Raw genomic sequence first — 14065 nt, forward strand, 5'->3', positions numbered from 1 at the left:
CGAAGGATGCCCGCATGACCCTGAGCAAGACCCGCACCAGCTTCTACCGCCGCCTCTACGTGGCTCACCTGGTGGCCACCGGTACCGCCAGCGTGCCGGCCATCACCGCGGCCACCGGCATGCCCCGACGCACCGCCCAGGACACCCTCGGGGCCCTGGGCGAGTTGGACATCCTCTGCGAGTTCGAGCACCTGGCCGGCGAGCGCCACAACATCGGCGCCTACGTGATCCGAGACTGGGGCCCGATCGACCCGGCGTGGGTGGCGGCGCACGCCGGGCGGCTGCGAGACGCCCTGGGCTATCCGTCCAGTCCGTGAGCAGCACGGTGAAAGCCCGGGCCGGGAGAACGGCAGGCAGAGCCCGGCGACTTGCCCTGCGTATCGCGCCGCTCGGCCTGCTGCTCCTGCTGGCCGGCTGTGGCGAAGGGGCCCTGCGCCAGACGCCGGGGCCCGGCACCGACGCGGTCCGGCTGGCGCAGGGCCAGGTGATTGCCGAGGATGGCTACCGGCTGCCGCTTCGCCACTGGCCGGCCGAGGGCGAGCCACAGGCCATCGTGCTGGGGATCCACGGCTTCAACGAGCACGGCGGCACCTATCAGGTCCTGGCCGAGGCCCTGGTACCCCGTGGCATCACCCTCTATGCCCACGACCAGCGCGGCTTCGGCACCACGGCCCAGCGACGCATCTGGCCGGGCCACCAGCGACTGGCCGCCGACGTCACCCTGCTCGCCGAACTGCTGAACGAGCGCCATCCCGAGGCACCACTCTACCTGGTCGGCCACAGCATGGGGGGCGCGGTGGCGATCCTCGCCCTGAGCGACGACAATCCACCGCCGGTGGACGGCAGCGTATTGATCGCGCCCGCGGTGTGGGGCTTCGAGGCCATGCCCTGGTACCAGCGCCTGGGCCTGTGGCTCGGCGTGCGCCTCTTCCCCGCCCTGAGCTTCTCCTCGAGCACGGTCCAGCGCCTGGGCATCGAACCCACCGATGACCCCGAGATGAAGCGCCGGCTGGCCGAGGACCCGCTGATCCTGCGCCGCGCGCGCGTCGATACCCTGCATGGGGTGAGCCTGGCCATGGACGCGAGCTTGGAGGCCGCCCGCCGGCTGCCCGCCCCGGCGCTGATCCTCTATGGCACCGAGGACCAGATCATCCCGCCGGAGGCGATCTGCGCCCTGCTCGAGCGCCTGCCCGAGAAGGAGGGCATCCGCCTGGCGGTCTACCCGCAGGGCTACCACATGCTCACCCGCTACACGAAGCGCGAGCGCACCGAGGCCGATATCGCGGCCTGGCTGGCCGACCCCACCGCTCCCCTGCCCTCCGGGCACGAGCGCGACCGCCGGGAGGCCCGCCGGACCCTCTGCGATCAGTCTTCCGAGTGATTCCCAAGGATAGAGTAACGGAGCATGTCCGCCGGGGTTCGCCGTTGCGACACGGGCTGGCGCTGCAGAATGTCCTGCGCATGGCCCGTCCAGATGTGATTGACATGTCCCGAGATAGGACGGACTGTAGGATCAATGAGAGTAGATACAAACGACTCTGCCCATCATGACGATGGCACTTCAGGCGAGCTAGTGAAGCAGCTCGACGCCGCCATCGAGCGGCTTTCCGCCGCGAATGCCGTTGCAGAAGTCTCTCCCGTATTCGAGGTCATCGATGCGGCACGCCCCCTGATGTTCGATGCCAGGGGGCTGGAAGCCCTCTACGCACGCGTACCAACGATCGAGGCCGCCGGGTTCTTCGGAGGCAGCGACTGGGATTATCCCCAGACACTGGTGCCTTCGCTCGCCGTGCGTACCGTGCGACACGGCGACCCGGTCGCCACCCTGGTCGAGAGCCTGAGCCAGATTCGCTTGCTGGCCGTCGCCAAGGGCGACTATTCGCACCCCTCGGTCTCGGCGGAGCACGCTCATCACTTCCTCGCCCAGGTGATGGCCATGAACCTCGATATCGTGGTCAGCGACCTGCAGGAGAGCGACCGGCTGCGGCCTGACCGGCTCGGGTACGCCGTCCAGAACCTGTATCGCTACCTGCTTCAACACCTGGGCTACCGGAATCTTCTGGAGCACCTGGTAGCCGAGGTCTGGCGAATCCTGGCACAACGCCCCGTGCAGGTGGATGGCGTCAAGCAGATGGTGACCCAGATTGCCACCTGCCTGAACAACCCGGATGCCATGGCCGGCGAGGTCGGGGACGACGCCCTGCAGTTGATCAATGCCGTGTTCAGCCCCACCGAGGGCTGCCGCGAGGATCCCGGCTTCGAGGTGTACGCCGAGCGGCTGGCGAGCATGGACGACGCGGCCTTGCTGAGGGAAGCCATTGCCTTTGCCCAGGCCATGCACAGTACCGGCCTGGTCTCGCCCTACATGCCGGGGTTCATCCGTTACCTGCGCAGCCGATGGAACGCGTTGATCCCCACGGCACTCGGCCTGAGCCATACCGGGGCAGACGCCTTTCACTGCTACCCGGCGTTGATTCACACGCTGATCGATGACGCCCTGTTTGCCGAAACCAGTCAGGCCGCCTACGGTCTAGCCATGATGCTCGAGCGAGGCATTCTGTATTCGCCTCCGGTGGCACCGTCGCTGTGGCGGCAGCTGAGGCTATCGTTGTGCGATGCCGCGGCACAGAAGATCGTTGCTGTCTTCGGGCACCGCCGCTCGCCAGAATGCTTTCTGCTCGCCGACGTTCTCAATGTGCTCGGCCGCCCGCTGGGCGTGGGCCAGGGTAACTACCCCACCTGCCAGTCGACACGCGCCTTGTCCATGTGGGCCTTCAATACGCCGGCCGACCTGCTGCGGATCGTCGCCTGGGCGGCGCGAGACGACGAGATCGTGATGCGCTTCGAAGGGCACAACATTTCCTCCCGTGAGCTCGGCGCGGGCCTGGCAGCCGAGCCACCCGTGGATGTGGATGCCGTCTCGCTGCTCACCGTCCCTCACCTCGATCGCATCTACTTCGAGATGGGACGCCGCAGCGCCGGCCGCGGAGAGGATCCGCACAAGTGGGTCAACGCCGAGTTCCATGGCGATCATGTGGGCCATGGCTTCCGCATCGCGGTCGATGTGTATACCGGTGGCCTGAAGGACTTCGAGGGTTTTATCCGAGACTTTTATGCGGCCTATCACCCCTTCTACAACGGCAACATTCCGGTGATCAATCCGCAGCCCGCGGGCATTGCCGTGACCGATAGCGCCACGCGCTTTCTCGGCTGGCACGCGATCACGATCCAGCGCCTGGCGCTCGATCCGAGCCAGGTCATGCGGGTGTACTTCTTCAATCCCAACAACGACAGCGGGCAGGACTGGGGGCAGGACATCGTCACCTCGACCCAGGGCAATGGCGAACTCTACGGCGAGGCCTCGCTACCGGTTGCCCAGTTCGCGTCACGGCTGTACGTCTTTCACTACGACCCGCTCGAGAAGGGCGAGCCGGCCGATGTGCCAAACGATGAAGTGGACCGGGCCATGCGTCTGGCCCGGGATAGCTGGGCGTCGGGGCGATAGCCCGAGGATGCTTGGCCCTCTAGCTCGACAAGACCGCTAACATCGAGCGCCAATGTTCTGCCCAGGGCAGAAGGAGAGCAACACATGTCGATTGCATCAGAAACCCCGGCCTCCAAGGACGTTTCAAGCTGGACCGACCCGACACTGGATTCGGTCCGCGGAACGGAAACGCCCAAGGATCCCAACAAGGGATATATCGCGCTGCTGGGCTGGAGCGTCAATGCCATCAAGGCCGCTCAGAAGTTTGACCGCCGCTACGTGGTGGTAGCGCCCGACTGGGCCGCCGACTTCTGTGAAGCCAACAAGATCCCCTTCATTCAATGGGATTTCGTGCGCCTGAATGATCGATCCATGGAAATTGCCGAGCGGCTCAAGGCGGAAGGCGTTGATGTGGCCATCCCGCTGTTCGAGGAGACCGTCGAATGGTCAGGCGCGATCAACTCCGTGCTTATGGACAACCCCCGCATGTACGGGCAATCCATCCTGTTTCGGGACAAGGCACTGATGAAACGCCGCGCCCAGCTTGGCGGTATTCGCGTGGGGATCTTCGAGGAAGCTCACGAGAAAGAGGACATCGTCCGCTTCATGAAACGCGTCAACCAGACGCTGCTCAAGCTCGACGGCGACCCCGATGACCCGATTCACGTCAAGGCCTTCGACAAGGCGGGCTGTCTCGGACACCGCATGATCCGCAAGATCGATGAGATCGACAGCATACCGGCCGAAGAGTATCCGTTGCTGATGGAGAGTCACCTTGATGGCTGGGAGTTTGCCGTCGAGGCCTGGATCCATGATGGTGAGATCAAGTTCCTCAACATCTCCGAGTACGTCACCCTGGGCTATTCGGTTTTCGTTCCCGCCACCAGGGAACTCGAGAGCTGGCGCGATGCCATCACCAAGCAGATCAAGAAGTTGATCAAGACGTTCGACATCCAGTTCGGCCTGATCCATCCCGAGTACTTCGTGGCGGCCGATGGCGAGATGTACTTCGGCGAGGTCGCCTATCGCCCCCCCGGTTTCAAGGCTTTCGAGCTCATCGAGCGCGCCTACGGGTTCAGTGCCTACCAGGCATCGATGCTGGTCTTCGACCCCAAGAGCACCAAGGAGGAGGTCGAGGCCTTCTTCCCCCGCGAAGTGGTCGACGCGAAAGGCTATGCAGGTTGCTTTGGCGTGTACCCACGGCGTCGTGTCGTCAGCAAGCTGGAGATGCCCAAGGAAACCATCGAGCACCCCTACTTCGAGTCTCACGAGCTGGTGGCGCCGGCCGAAGAGACGGTGCCGGACCGCTCCGCTTTCGGCACGCACTGGGGCCTCGTGTTCTTCTTCGGTGACGATCCGATCAGGATGCGGGACCTGCTCAAGGCGCAGGAAGAGCTGGACTTCTACGTCTAGTGACGCCTCGAAGGCCGTCTCGTGTCGAGACGCGATCTGACCAGGGGCAGGGCCTGCGCCCTGCCCTTTTCATGCACGCTGATTCAGCAGTTCTCGAACGCGTACCCCTTCGGCTGATCAAGGCGACCAGCAGACGCCGCCCGCCCGAAGGGAACGCCCTTCTCAGGAGCAACCGACACGCTAGCGCGCCATGTCCACCACGACGCGGCCGCGGACCCGACCGGCCAGCAGTTCGCCTGCCGTGTCGATGGCCTCGTCAAGGGCAATCGTGCGGGTGATGGCGTCGAGCTGCTCTGGGGCCAACAGCTCGCCGAGCCGACGCCAGGCCTCGACGCGATCCTCGTAGGGCCGCATCACGCTGTCGATCCCCGCCAGGGTCACGCCCCGCAGGATGAAGGGGGCGACGCTGCTCGGCAGGTCCATGCCCTGTGCCAGCCCGCAGGCCGCGACGGTGCCGCCATAGCGGGTCGCGGCCAGGACGTTGGCCAGGGTGTGGCTGCCCACCGAATCGATGGCCCCCGCCCAGCGCTCCTTCGCCAGGGGCCGCCCGGGCTCCGACAGCGTCTTGCGATCGATCACCTCCCGGGCCCCGAGGCCCTCGAGATAGTCTGTCTCCTCCGGGCGTCCAGTGGAGGCCACGACTCGATAGCCCAGCCGCGAGAGGAGCGCGATGGCATAGCTGCCGACGCCGCCATTGGCACCGGTCACCAGCACCTCACCCTGGTCCGGCGTCACGCCCTGGCGTTCCAGCGCCATGACCGCCAGCATGGCGGTGTAACCGGCCGTGCCGATGGCCATGGATTGACGGGCGCTGAAGGCCGATGGATGGGGGATCAGCCAGCGACTGTCCAGGCGGGCCTTCTCGGCCAGGCCGCCCCAGTGGGTTTCTCCGACACCCCAGCCGTTGAGCAGTACGGCGTCACCGGGCTGATAGGCCTCGGCCGTCGAGCTCTCGACCGTGCCCGCCAGGTCGATCCCGGGGACCATGGGAAACGTGCGCACCACCGGCCCCTTGCCGGTGATGGCCAGGGCATCCTTGTAGTTGAGCGTGCTGCACTCGACCCGCACCGTCACGTCCCCCTCGGGGAGTCGCGAGTCGTCGAGTGTCTCCAGCGACACACGCTGGCTGTCGTCGTGCTTGTCGATCAGGATTGCCTTGAACATCGTGAACCTCATTGATACGTCGATTTATGGACCGGTCGTCTATACAAGGACATGAACGCGCCCCGGGCTAACGGGGCAGCCCTTCCATGTAGGTGGTGATGAATATCTCCAGGGGGCGGGCGCGGCCCTCCAGCCGGGCGCGCATGACCGCCCCCTCCCAGCCGATCCAGAAGGCCTCGGCAAGCCAGTCGCAATCAGCCTCGCCAGCGAGCTCACCGGCGGCCTGGGCCTCGCGCAGGCACCGCGCCACGCGCTGCTGCCAGTCGTCGAGGGTCCTTCGCAACCACCGCCGATAGCCTTCCGGCAACCCTCCGACCTCCTGGCCCAGGTTGCCTACCAGGCAGCCCCGGCGGAAGTGGTGGCGTTCCATACCAGCCCTGGCATCGGCGACGAAGGCCTCGAGGCGCTGCAGGGGCCGGCGTGACGCGTCCAGCAGGTGCTGGTCGAGCTTGTTGGCGAAGTAGGCGCCGTAATGCTCCATGACGGCACGCCCGAAGGCCTCCTTGCTGTCGAAGTAGTAGTAGAAGGAGCCCTTGGGCACGCCGACGCGCCGCAGGATGCCGTCGATGCCGGACGCGGTGAAGCCCTGTTCGGTCAGCACCTCGAGCCCGCTGCGAATCAGGGCCGCGCGGGTATCCGGGTCGTCGCGGGGGACGCGGGGCGGACGCCCACGACGGGGCTTGGGAAGAGAGGTCGTTCGTGTCATGCCTTTAATATAGACCGATCGTCTATAAATTCAAGGCCTCCAGGAGCCCCTGCACAGCGCACACAGTGATGGAGGCAGTACCCACCGCTTCCCGCAAGCCTGGCCTGGTGCCCCGCATTGACAGGCGCGGCCGGGCACGCCTACTATCGATAATTATTCTCATTAAAAGACTGTTGCGGGGTCGACCGTCATGAATCCCGAACGCCCCAGGGTGTACACCACCGTCGTCTTCCTGCAGGTCTCCTTCCAGGCCATCAAGCACTCCATGGCCGGCAAGGCGAGCGACGGCCTGCCCTGCTGGCTCGACGGCAAGATGCTGAGGATGCTCTGTCGTGACCTCAAGGCCTGCCGCGACGAGGCCATAGACCATGACGAGGCCCATCTGGCCCTGGAGGCCGCCTCTACCCAGTGCGACGAGCTGCTCGCCCACTGCCCGGGCGGGCTGAACAGCACCCTCTGCCACCGTCACCTGGATGCCATCCTGGTCGGGTTGCAACGCGCGCTCGTCGCGCTGGCTACCCCGACGGCCGCCGCCCCGACCGGCCTCTGGCACAACGCCACCCGCCACCTCCGCGAGGGCTGGCGCCGCCTCTCCTGAGGCCGCAGGGCAGTGTTTCTCGCTGCCCGCGTGCCACCCCGGCCGCCGAAAGCGGCTCGTCCCCGCAGCTGAGGCCGTCTGTTACCGGAGTATCACGACAATATCAGCCGGTCCGGGTTTGCCCCGGCGCTATAGTTCAAGCGATGGTCCAACCCGTTTCGCGCCCCTTGCGGCAAGCACAGGGGCGCATTTCGTGCCGGGCGCCTGCAAGCGCGAGCCGGCACCACGCCTACAGGAGGAAGAATCCCATGCGTGGCATCTTGTGGGGAGGCGTCATGACCGCGGGGCTGGCGGCGGCCTGCCTGCCGGACGACAGCGCCCGGGCCGATGACGTCGAGGCGTTGATCGCGTCGATCAAGGCGGCAACGGTGCGCTTCGAGGATGTGAACGTGGCACTGGCGGAAGGCTACGAACCGGATCCCTCCGGCGAGTGCGTGAGTGCCGCGGCCCATGGTCTGCCTGCCGAGCTGGGTGACATGGGCATCCACTACCTGCGCCCGGACCTGCTCGGCCTCACGGTCACCGCCCCCCGAGTCGACGGCACCAGCACCCATACCGACTTCATGACCCCCGCCATCCTGCTCTACGAGCCCCAGGCGGACGGCTCCCTGGTGCTGGTCGGGGTCGAGAACCTGGTGTTCCGCAAGGCCTGGGAGGCCGCGGGCCATGGCGAGCCACCGACCCTCGCGGGTCGCCGCTGGGACTACATGGTCGACGACCCCGATACGCCTGCCGAGGAGGCCCACCACTTCGAGCCCCACTACGACCAGCACGTCTGGTTCCGCGACAACCCCAACGGCAACCTCGAGCCCTTCAACCCGGCGGTCACCTGCAACGCCTGGAACGCCTGAGACCACCTGAGAATGCGGGGGAGGCAGCAAGGAGGAGCGCCTCCCCTGCTCTCGTATCCCTATGCTGCAAAGGCCACTCCAAGCGCCCCATGGGGCGCCACACCTGCTTTACGCCTTCTTCAGCGCACCATCATGCCCCCTCAACGCCTACTCCCCTGTCATCACTGTGCGGTCATTTTTTACGGACTTTTTATGTCGCTGCATGGTTGCATGGGCCCCTCTCTGATGAGTGGGACAAGAAGATGTCCAGGACGCTGAGCCTCCATCGCCACCTGAGTGATCGATTTCGCCAGTGGGCACCGGTCTTCAAGGCGGTGTCGGTCCTCTGGCTGGTGTTGGCGATGTTCATGGCACTCCCCTGGGCAGTGCTGGTGATCGAGGAAGATCCCGACGCCACGGCCTTCGGCCTGTCGATCCTGCTGATCCTGGGGGCCGTGGTCCTCACCTGGGCCGTCACCTTCCGCGTCGCCGTGGAGCTGAAGTCCTGGCAGATGTTCGTGCTGACGGCTTTGAGCTGGATCACCGTCAGCGGATTCGCCAGCCTGCCGCTGGTACTGGGGGCGCCACAGCTCTCCTTCACCAACGCCGTGTTCGAGTCGGTGTCGGCGATCACCACGACCGGCTCGACGATTCTCGAGGGCATCGAGTTCCTGTCAGACGGCCTCAAGCTGTGGCGTGGCATCATGCAGTGGCTGGGCGGCATCGGCATCATCGTCATGGGGATCGCCATCCTGCCCTTCCTGAAGGTCGGGGGCATGCGCCTGTTCCACACCGAGTCCTCCGACTGGTCCGAGAAGGTCATGCCTCGTACCGGCGGCATCGCCAAGGCAACGCTCGGCATCTACTGTGGCTTCACGCTCACGGCGATGCTCGCCTACTGGCTGGGTGGCATGGCACCGCTGGATGCCGTGGTGCACGCCATGACCTCGGTGGCCACGGGCGGCTTCGCCAACTCCGATGCCTCCTTCGGGGCCTATGCCGACGCCCCTCACCTCCTGTGGATGGCCAGCCTCTTCATGCTCTGCGGCGCCCTGCCCTTCGTGCTCTACATCCGCGTGTTGCGCGGGGCACGGATGGCCCTGTGGCGGGACCAGCAGGTGCATGGGCTGCTGATCCTGCTGGCAACGGTCTGCCTATTGCTGACGCTGTGGCGCATATCGCTGGGTACGCCACCCTTCGAGGCACTCACCCACGTGGTCTTCAATGTCATCTCAGTAGTCACCACCACCGGCTATGCGTCGGATGACTACACGCTCTGGGGCCCCATGGCCACGGTGGCCTTCTTCTACCTCACCTTCGTCGGGGGCTGCAGTGGCTCGACCGCCGGGGGCATGAAGATCTTTCGCTTCCAGGTCGCCATGCTGCTGCTGGTCAGCCAGTTGCGCTTCCTGATCCACTCAAGTGGTGTCTTTGTCTCGCGCTACAATGGCCAGGCGCTGACCGACGAGATCACCCGGGGTGTGGTGGCGTTCTCGTTCTTCTTCTTCCTGACCATCGCCGGCCTGGCGCTCGGGCTATCGCTCATGGGACTGGACTTCATCACGGCGCTCTCGGGCGCCGCCACGGCCGTGGCCAATGTGGGACCGGGGCTCGGCGACATCATCGGCCCGTCAGGCAACTTCACCACCCTGCCGGATGCTGCCAAGTGGCTGCTGTGCATCGGGATGCTGATGGGGCGCCTGGAGATCCTGACGGTGCTGGTACTCCTGACCCCGATGTTCTGGCGGCGATAGGCGGCTATGCAAAAGGCCCTCGAGATGAGCATGCAGGCTATCGAAGAGCACACGGCCAGTCCGTCGCGCCACCCAGCGCCCATTCGGCTGCTGGTCGCGCTGAGCGGCGGGGCTGAGGATGCCGCTCTGGTTCGTGCCGCCCATCGCCTGGCGTCTCGTGATCGCGTCCAGTGGTGTGCCGCCTACGTCGAGAGCGACAGAGAGGATCCGCAAAGGCGGCTGATGCTGGAGCGCGACTTTGCCCAGGTCCAGCGCCTGGGCGGCGATGTCCGCGTGGTCTCGGGACAGGATCGTGCCCGCGAGCTCTTGGCACTGGCGAATGAGCTGAAGGTTGCCACCCTGATGGTCGGCCATGGCCGCCCATCGGGCTGGCGAGTCTGGCGTCGTCCCCTGGCGGAGCGCCTGGCGCGATTGGGAGGACCCTTCGACCTCGTGGTGGCGGCCGAGGCACGTCAGCGGCCACGCTTTCGCCCTCGCCAACGCCAACGCCTCTGGCACTGGCGGGATTCGGGTATTGCCCTGAGCTCGACCCTGGCGGCGCTGGCCCTCTCCGCAGGCCTGAAGTCCTGGCTGGCACTGGGCAATCTGTCCTTGCTGTTTCTCGGCGCGGTGCTGGTCAGTGCCACCCTGGCGGGAACCCGTTCCGCCATGCTGGCCGCCGTACTGGGGTTTGTCAGTTTCAATTTCTTCCTGACCGAACCGCGCTACTCGCTGGCCATGGTGGAAGACGATCAACTGGTCACCGTGGTGGTCTACCTGCTGGTCGCCGTGGTGGTCGGGCAACTGGCAGGGAGCGCCCGAAAGCGCCTTCTTGCCCTGCGTGCGAGCCGCGAACAGACCTACCAGCTGCTGACCTTCTCCCGGGAACTCGCGGTGGCGACGGACCGGGAACGCGTCGGCGAAGTGGGCGTGGCCACCCTGATGCGCTGGCTCGGGTGTCCGGTGGTGATGCTGGACGCCACCGACAACAAGGGTGATGGGGCACTGCTCCATAGTGCGCCGGCGGGACACCGCCTTGACCCCGATGCCAGGACCGCCGTGGCGTGGACCCGTCTGCACCGTCGTCCCAGCGGCAAGGGGACCGAACAGCCGATGGATACCGACTGGCAGATCATTCCGCTGGTGGAGCAGGATCGGCTGGTGGCGCTGATCTGCCTTGCCCTGGGCAAGCGGGAGCACCCGCCATCGCCCGACGAGGAAGGGCGCATCGATGCCATGTTGCGCATGCTGACGTTGTCGCTGGAGCGGACTCGCCTGGTCGCCGACCTGGAGGCGTCGCGGCTTTCCGAGGAAAACGAGCGTCTGCGCTCGGCGCTGTTGTCATCGGTCTCCCATGATCTGAGAACGCCCCTGGCCTCGATCATCGGTTCCGCCAGCACCCTGCGCGACCTGGCCGATCAACTCAATGATACCGACCGTGCCGAACTCCTCGACGGCATCTTGAGTGAAAGTGAGCGTCTGGATCGTTACATCCAGAACCTGCTGGACATGACGCGGCTCGGACAGGGCGGCCTCAAGCTGGAGCGCGACTGGATCTCGCTGGAAGACCTGGTGGCCAGTGCCCTCCGGCGTCTGGGGCCTGCCCTTCAGGGGCTCCGCGTGCAGCGGGACTGGCCGGAGGACCTGCCGCTCTTGCACGTGCATCCGGCGCTCATCGAGCAGGCGCTGGTCAATGTCATCGAGAATGCGGCGCGCTTCTCGCCGCCAGGCGGGACGCTGCGCCTTGAGGCCGGGGTCGCGTCGGGCCAGCTATGGCTCGCGGTGACCGACCAGGGCCCCGGCATCGAGCCCCACCTGCGCGAACGGGTGTTCGACATGTTCACCACCGGCGGCGAGGGCGATCGCGGCCGCCATGGCAGCGGCCTGGGGCTCGCCATCTGTCGCGGCATGCTCGGCGCCCATGCCGGCACCATCGTCGCCGAGCCTGGCCGTGAGGGAACCGGCACGCGCATCGTGATGCGCCTGCCACTGCCCGACGCCACCGAGGAGCCTCGCCACCATGTCGACTGAACCCCAACGCATCCTGGTCATCGACGACGAGCCGCAGATTCGCCGCTTCCTGCGCATCAGCCTGGTCTCCCAGGGCTTCGTGGTCTACGAGGCGGCGAATGGTCGCGAAGGGCTGGCGCTGGCCCTGAAGGAGGCCCCGGATCTCGTCCTGCTGGACCTGGGCCTGCCCGATATGGATGGCCAGGCGGTGCTCGATCGGCTGCGTGCACGCGGCCAGGTGCCCATCATCGTGGTTTCGGTACGCGGCCAGGAGGGGGAGAAGGTCCGGGCCCTGGACCATGGTGCCAACGATTACGTGACCAAGCCCTTCGGCATCCAGGAACTGCTGGCACGCATCCGTGCCCTGCTGCGTGTTCGCGAGGTGCCCCAGGGCATGCCGGAAGGCCTGCGCTACCGCGGCAACGGCCTGGTGATCGACCCCATCGAACGGCGTGTGTGGCGAAACGGCACACCCGTTCACCTGACGCCCAAGGAGTACGCCGTGCTCGAACGCCTATGCCGCCACAGCGGCCGGGTCGTCACTCAGACACAGTTGTTGCGCGAAGTGTGGGGCCCGAGCCACGCCGAGGATACCCACTACTTGCGCATCGTGATCAGCAAGCTGCGCCAGAAGCTCGGTGATGATCCCGCTGACCAGTCACTGCTGCAGACCGAGGCCGGGATCGGCTACCGCCTGATGATCGAGCCAGAAAGCACCGACGATCCCGGCGACAACAAGAAGGAGACCCTTCCGTGAAGATCATCATTCTTGGCGCCGGCCAGGTCGGCGGCACCCTGGCCGAGCACCTGGCCCGGGAGGAGAACGACATCACGGTGGTGGACACCGACGGCGAGCGCCTGCGCGAGCTGCATACCCGCCTGGACATCCGCACGGTCTCCGGGGCCGGCTCCTACCCCATGGTGCTTCGCCAGGCCGGCTGCGAGGACGCCGACATGCTGATCGCAGTGACCAACTCTGACGAGGTCAACATGATCGCCTGCCAGGTGGCCCACACCCTGTTCCGCACGCCGACCAAGATCGCCCGGGTGCGTGCCACCGCCTACCTGACCCGCAAGGGCCTGTTCGCCCACGAGGCGGTGCCCATCGACGTGCTGATCAGCCCCGAGCAGGTGGTCACCGACCATATCCGCCGGCTGATCGAGCATCCCGGCGCCCTGCAGGTGCTGGAGTTCGCCGGCGGCCTGGTGCAGCTGGTGGCGGTGAAGGCCTTCTACGGCGGCCCGCTGGTCGGCCAGGAGCTGGGCTTCCTGCGCCGCCACATGCCCAGCGTCGACACCCGGGTGGCGGCCATCTACCGCCAGAACCGGCCGATCATTCCCCGCGGCGACACCGTGATCGAGGCCGACGACGAGGTGTTCTTCATCGCCGCCCGGCGCGACATCCGCGCGGTGATGAGCGAGCTGCGCCGCCTCGACCGCGACTTCCGCCGGGTGATGATCGCCGGCGGCGGCAACATCGGCGAGCGCCTGGCCGAGCACCTGGAGCACAGCCACCAGGTCAAGATCATCGAGCACAACCTCGAGCGCTGCACCCAGCTCTCCGAACGCCTCGACCGCACCGTGGTGCTGCACGGCAGCGCCACCGCCAAGCGGCTGCTGGAGGAGGAGAACATCGAGGAGTGCGACATCTTCTGTGCGCTGACCAACGACGACGAGGTCAACATCATGTCGTCGATGCTGGCCAAGCGCATGGGCGCCAAGAAGGTGCTGACGCTGATCAACAACGCCGCCTATGTCGACCTGGTGCAGGGCGGCGAGATCGACATCGCCATCTCGCCCCAGCAGGCCACCATCGGCAGCCTGCTGACCCACGTGCGGCGCGGCGACATCGTCAACGTCCACTCGCTGCGCCGCGGCGCGGCCGAGGCCATCGAGGCCATCGCCCACGGCGACACCCAGTCGTCCAAGGTGGTGGGGCGCGCCATCGGCGAGATCGACCTGCCCCAGGGCACCACCATCGGCGCCGTGGTACGCGGCAAGGAGGTGCTGATCGCCCATGACGACGTGGTGGTGGAGTCCGGTGACCACGTCATCCTGTTCGTGATCGACAAGCGCCGGCTGCGCGACGTGGAGCGGCTCTTCCAGGTCGGGTTGACGTTCTTCTGA

12 protein-coding genes are annotated in these 14065 nt (G+C 66.2%); 10 read left to right on the forward strand and 2 right to left on the reverse strand.

The annotated features are described in order from the left end of the window. Positions 1-14: 14 nt before the first annotated feature. The 4 genes from QLQ86_RS14205 to QLQ86_RS14220 all read left to right on the forward strand — a co-directional run bounded on the left by QLQ86_RS14205 (position 15) and on the right by QLQ86_RS14220 (position 4897). Positions 15-317 (forward strand): winged helix-turn-helix domain-containing protein, encoded by a 303-nt coding sequence (locus QLQ86_RS14205; RefSeq protein ID WP_282736497.1) that lies wholly within the window; start codon positions 15-17, stop codon positions 315-317. Between the two features lie 8 nt (positions 318-325). Further along, positions 326-1381: an alpha/beta hydrolase gene (locus QLQ86_RS14210; RefSeq protein ID WP_282736496.1), complete on the forward strand. Its 1056-nt coding sequence runs from the start codon at positions 326-328 to the stop codon at positions 1379-1381. 192 nt (positions 1382-1573) lie between these two features. Next, positions 1574-3505 (forward strand): hypothetical protein, encoded by a 1932-nt coding sequence (locus QLQ86_RS14215; RefSeq protein ID WP_282736495.1) that lies wholly within the window; start codon positions 1574-1576, stop codon positions 3503-3505. 84 nt (positions 3506-3589) lie between these two features. Then, positions 3590-4897 (forward strand): ATP-grasp domain-containing protein, encoded by a 1308-nt coding sequence (locus QLQ86_RS14220; RefSeq protein WP_282817398.1) that lies wholly within the window; start codon positions 3590-3592, stop codon positions 4895-4897. 180 nt (positions 4898-5077) lie between these two features. On the opposite strand, the gene acuI is transcribed toward QLQ86_RS14220, so the two are convergent. Further along, on the reverse strand, positions 5078-6061 hold the full coding sequence (gene acuI / locus QLQ86_RS14225) for an acrylyl-CoA reductase (NADPH) (protein ID WP_282817399.1): 984 nt from the start codon (positions 6059-6061) through the stop codon (positions 5078-5080). A gap of 67 nt (positions 6062-6128) precedes the next feature. Then, positions 6129-6767, reverse strand: a complete 639-nt coding sequence (gene acuR / locus QLQ86_RS14230) for an acrylate utilization transcriptional regulator AcuR (protein WP_282817400.1) — start codon at positions 6765-6767, stop codon at positions 6129-6131. A 190-nt stretch (positions 6768-6957) separates the two neighbouring features. Here acuR and QLQ86_RS14235 point away from each other — a divergent pair, with 190 nt between their 5' ends. The 6 genes from QLQ86_RS14235 to trkA all read left to right on the forward strand — a co-directional run bounded on the left by QLQ86_RS14235 (position 6958) and on the right by trkA (position 14065). Further along, a complete protein-coding gene (locus QLQ86_RS14235) occupies positions 6958-7365 on the forward strand; it encodes a hypothetical protein (RefSeq protein ID WP_282736491.1) in 408 nt (135 codons plus the stop codon). Between the two features lie 248 nt (positions 7366-7613). Then, positions 7614-8216, forward strand: coding sequence for a hypothetical protein (locus tag QLQ86_RS14240; RefSeq protein ID WP_282817401.1), 603 nt, complete (start codon positions 7614-7616; stop codon positions 8214-8216). A 242-nt stretch (positions 8217-8458) separates the two neighbouring features. Next, positions 8459-9949, forward strand: coding sequence for a Trk system potassium transporter TrkI (gene trkI, locus QLQ86_RS14245; protein ID WP_407650100.1), 1491 nt, complete (start codon positions 8459-8461; stop codon positions 9947-9949). Positions 9950-9979: 30 nt separating this feature from the next. Continuing rightward, a complete protein-coding gene (locus tag QLQ86_RS14250) occupies positions 9980-11959 on the forward strand; it encodes a DUF4118 domain-containing protein (protein WP_282817402.1) in 1980 nt (659 codons plus the stop codon). After that, entirely contained in the window at positions 11949-12695 is a 747-nt protein-coding gene (locus QLQ86_RS14255; protein ID WP_282817403.1) for a response regulator transcription factor, read from the forward strand. The genes QLQ86_RS14250 and QLQ86_RS14255 overlap by 11 nt, the downstream gene beginning before the upstream one ends. Then, positions 12692-14065, forward strand: a complete 1374-nt coding sequence (trkA, locus tag QLQ86_RS14260) for a Trk system potassium transporter TrkA (RefSeq protein ID WP_282817404.1) — start codon at positions 12692-12694, stop codon at positions 14063-14065. The genes QLQ86_RS14255 and trkA overlap by 4 nt, the downstream gene beginning before the upstream one ends.

Source organism: Halomonas rhizosphaerae (genome assembly GCF_030012485.1).
In the GTDB taxonomy this organism is placed as follows: domain Bacteria; phylum Pseudomonadota; class Gammaproteobacteria; order Pseudomonadales; family Halomonadaceae; genus Halomonas; species Halomonas rhizosphaerae.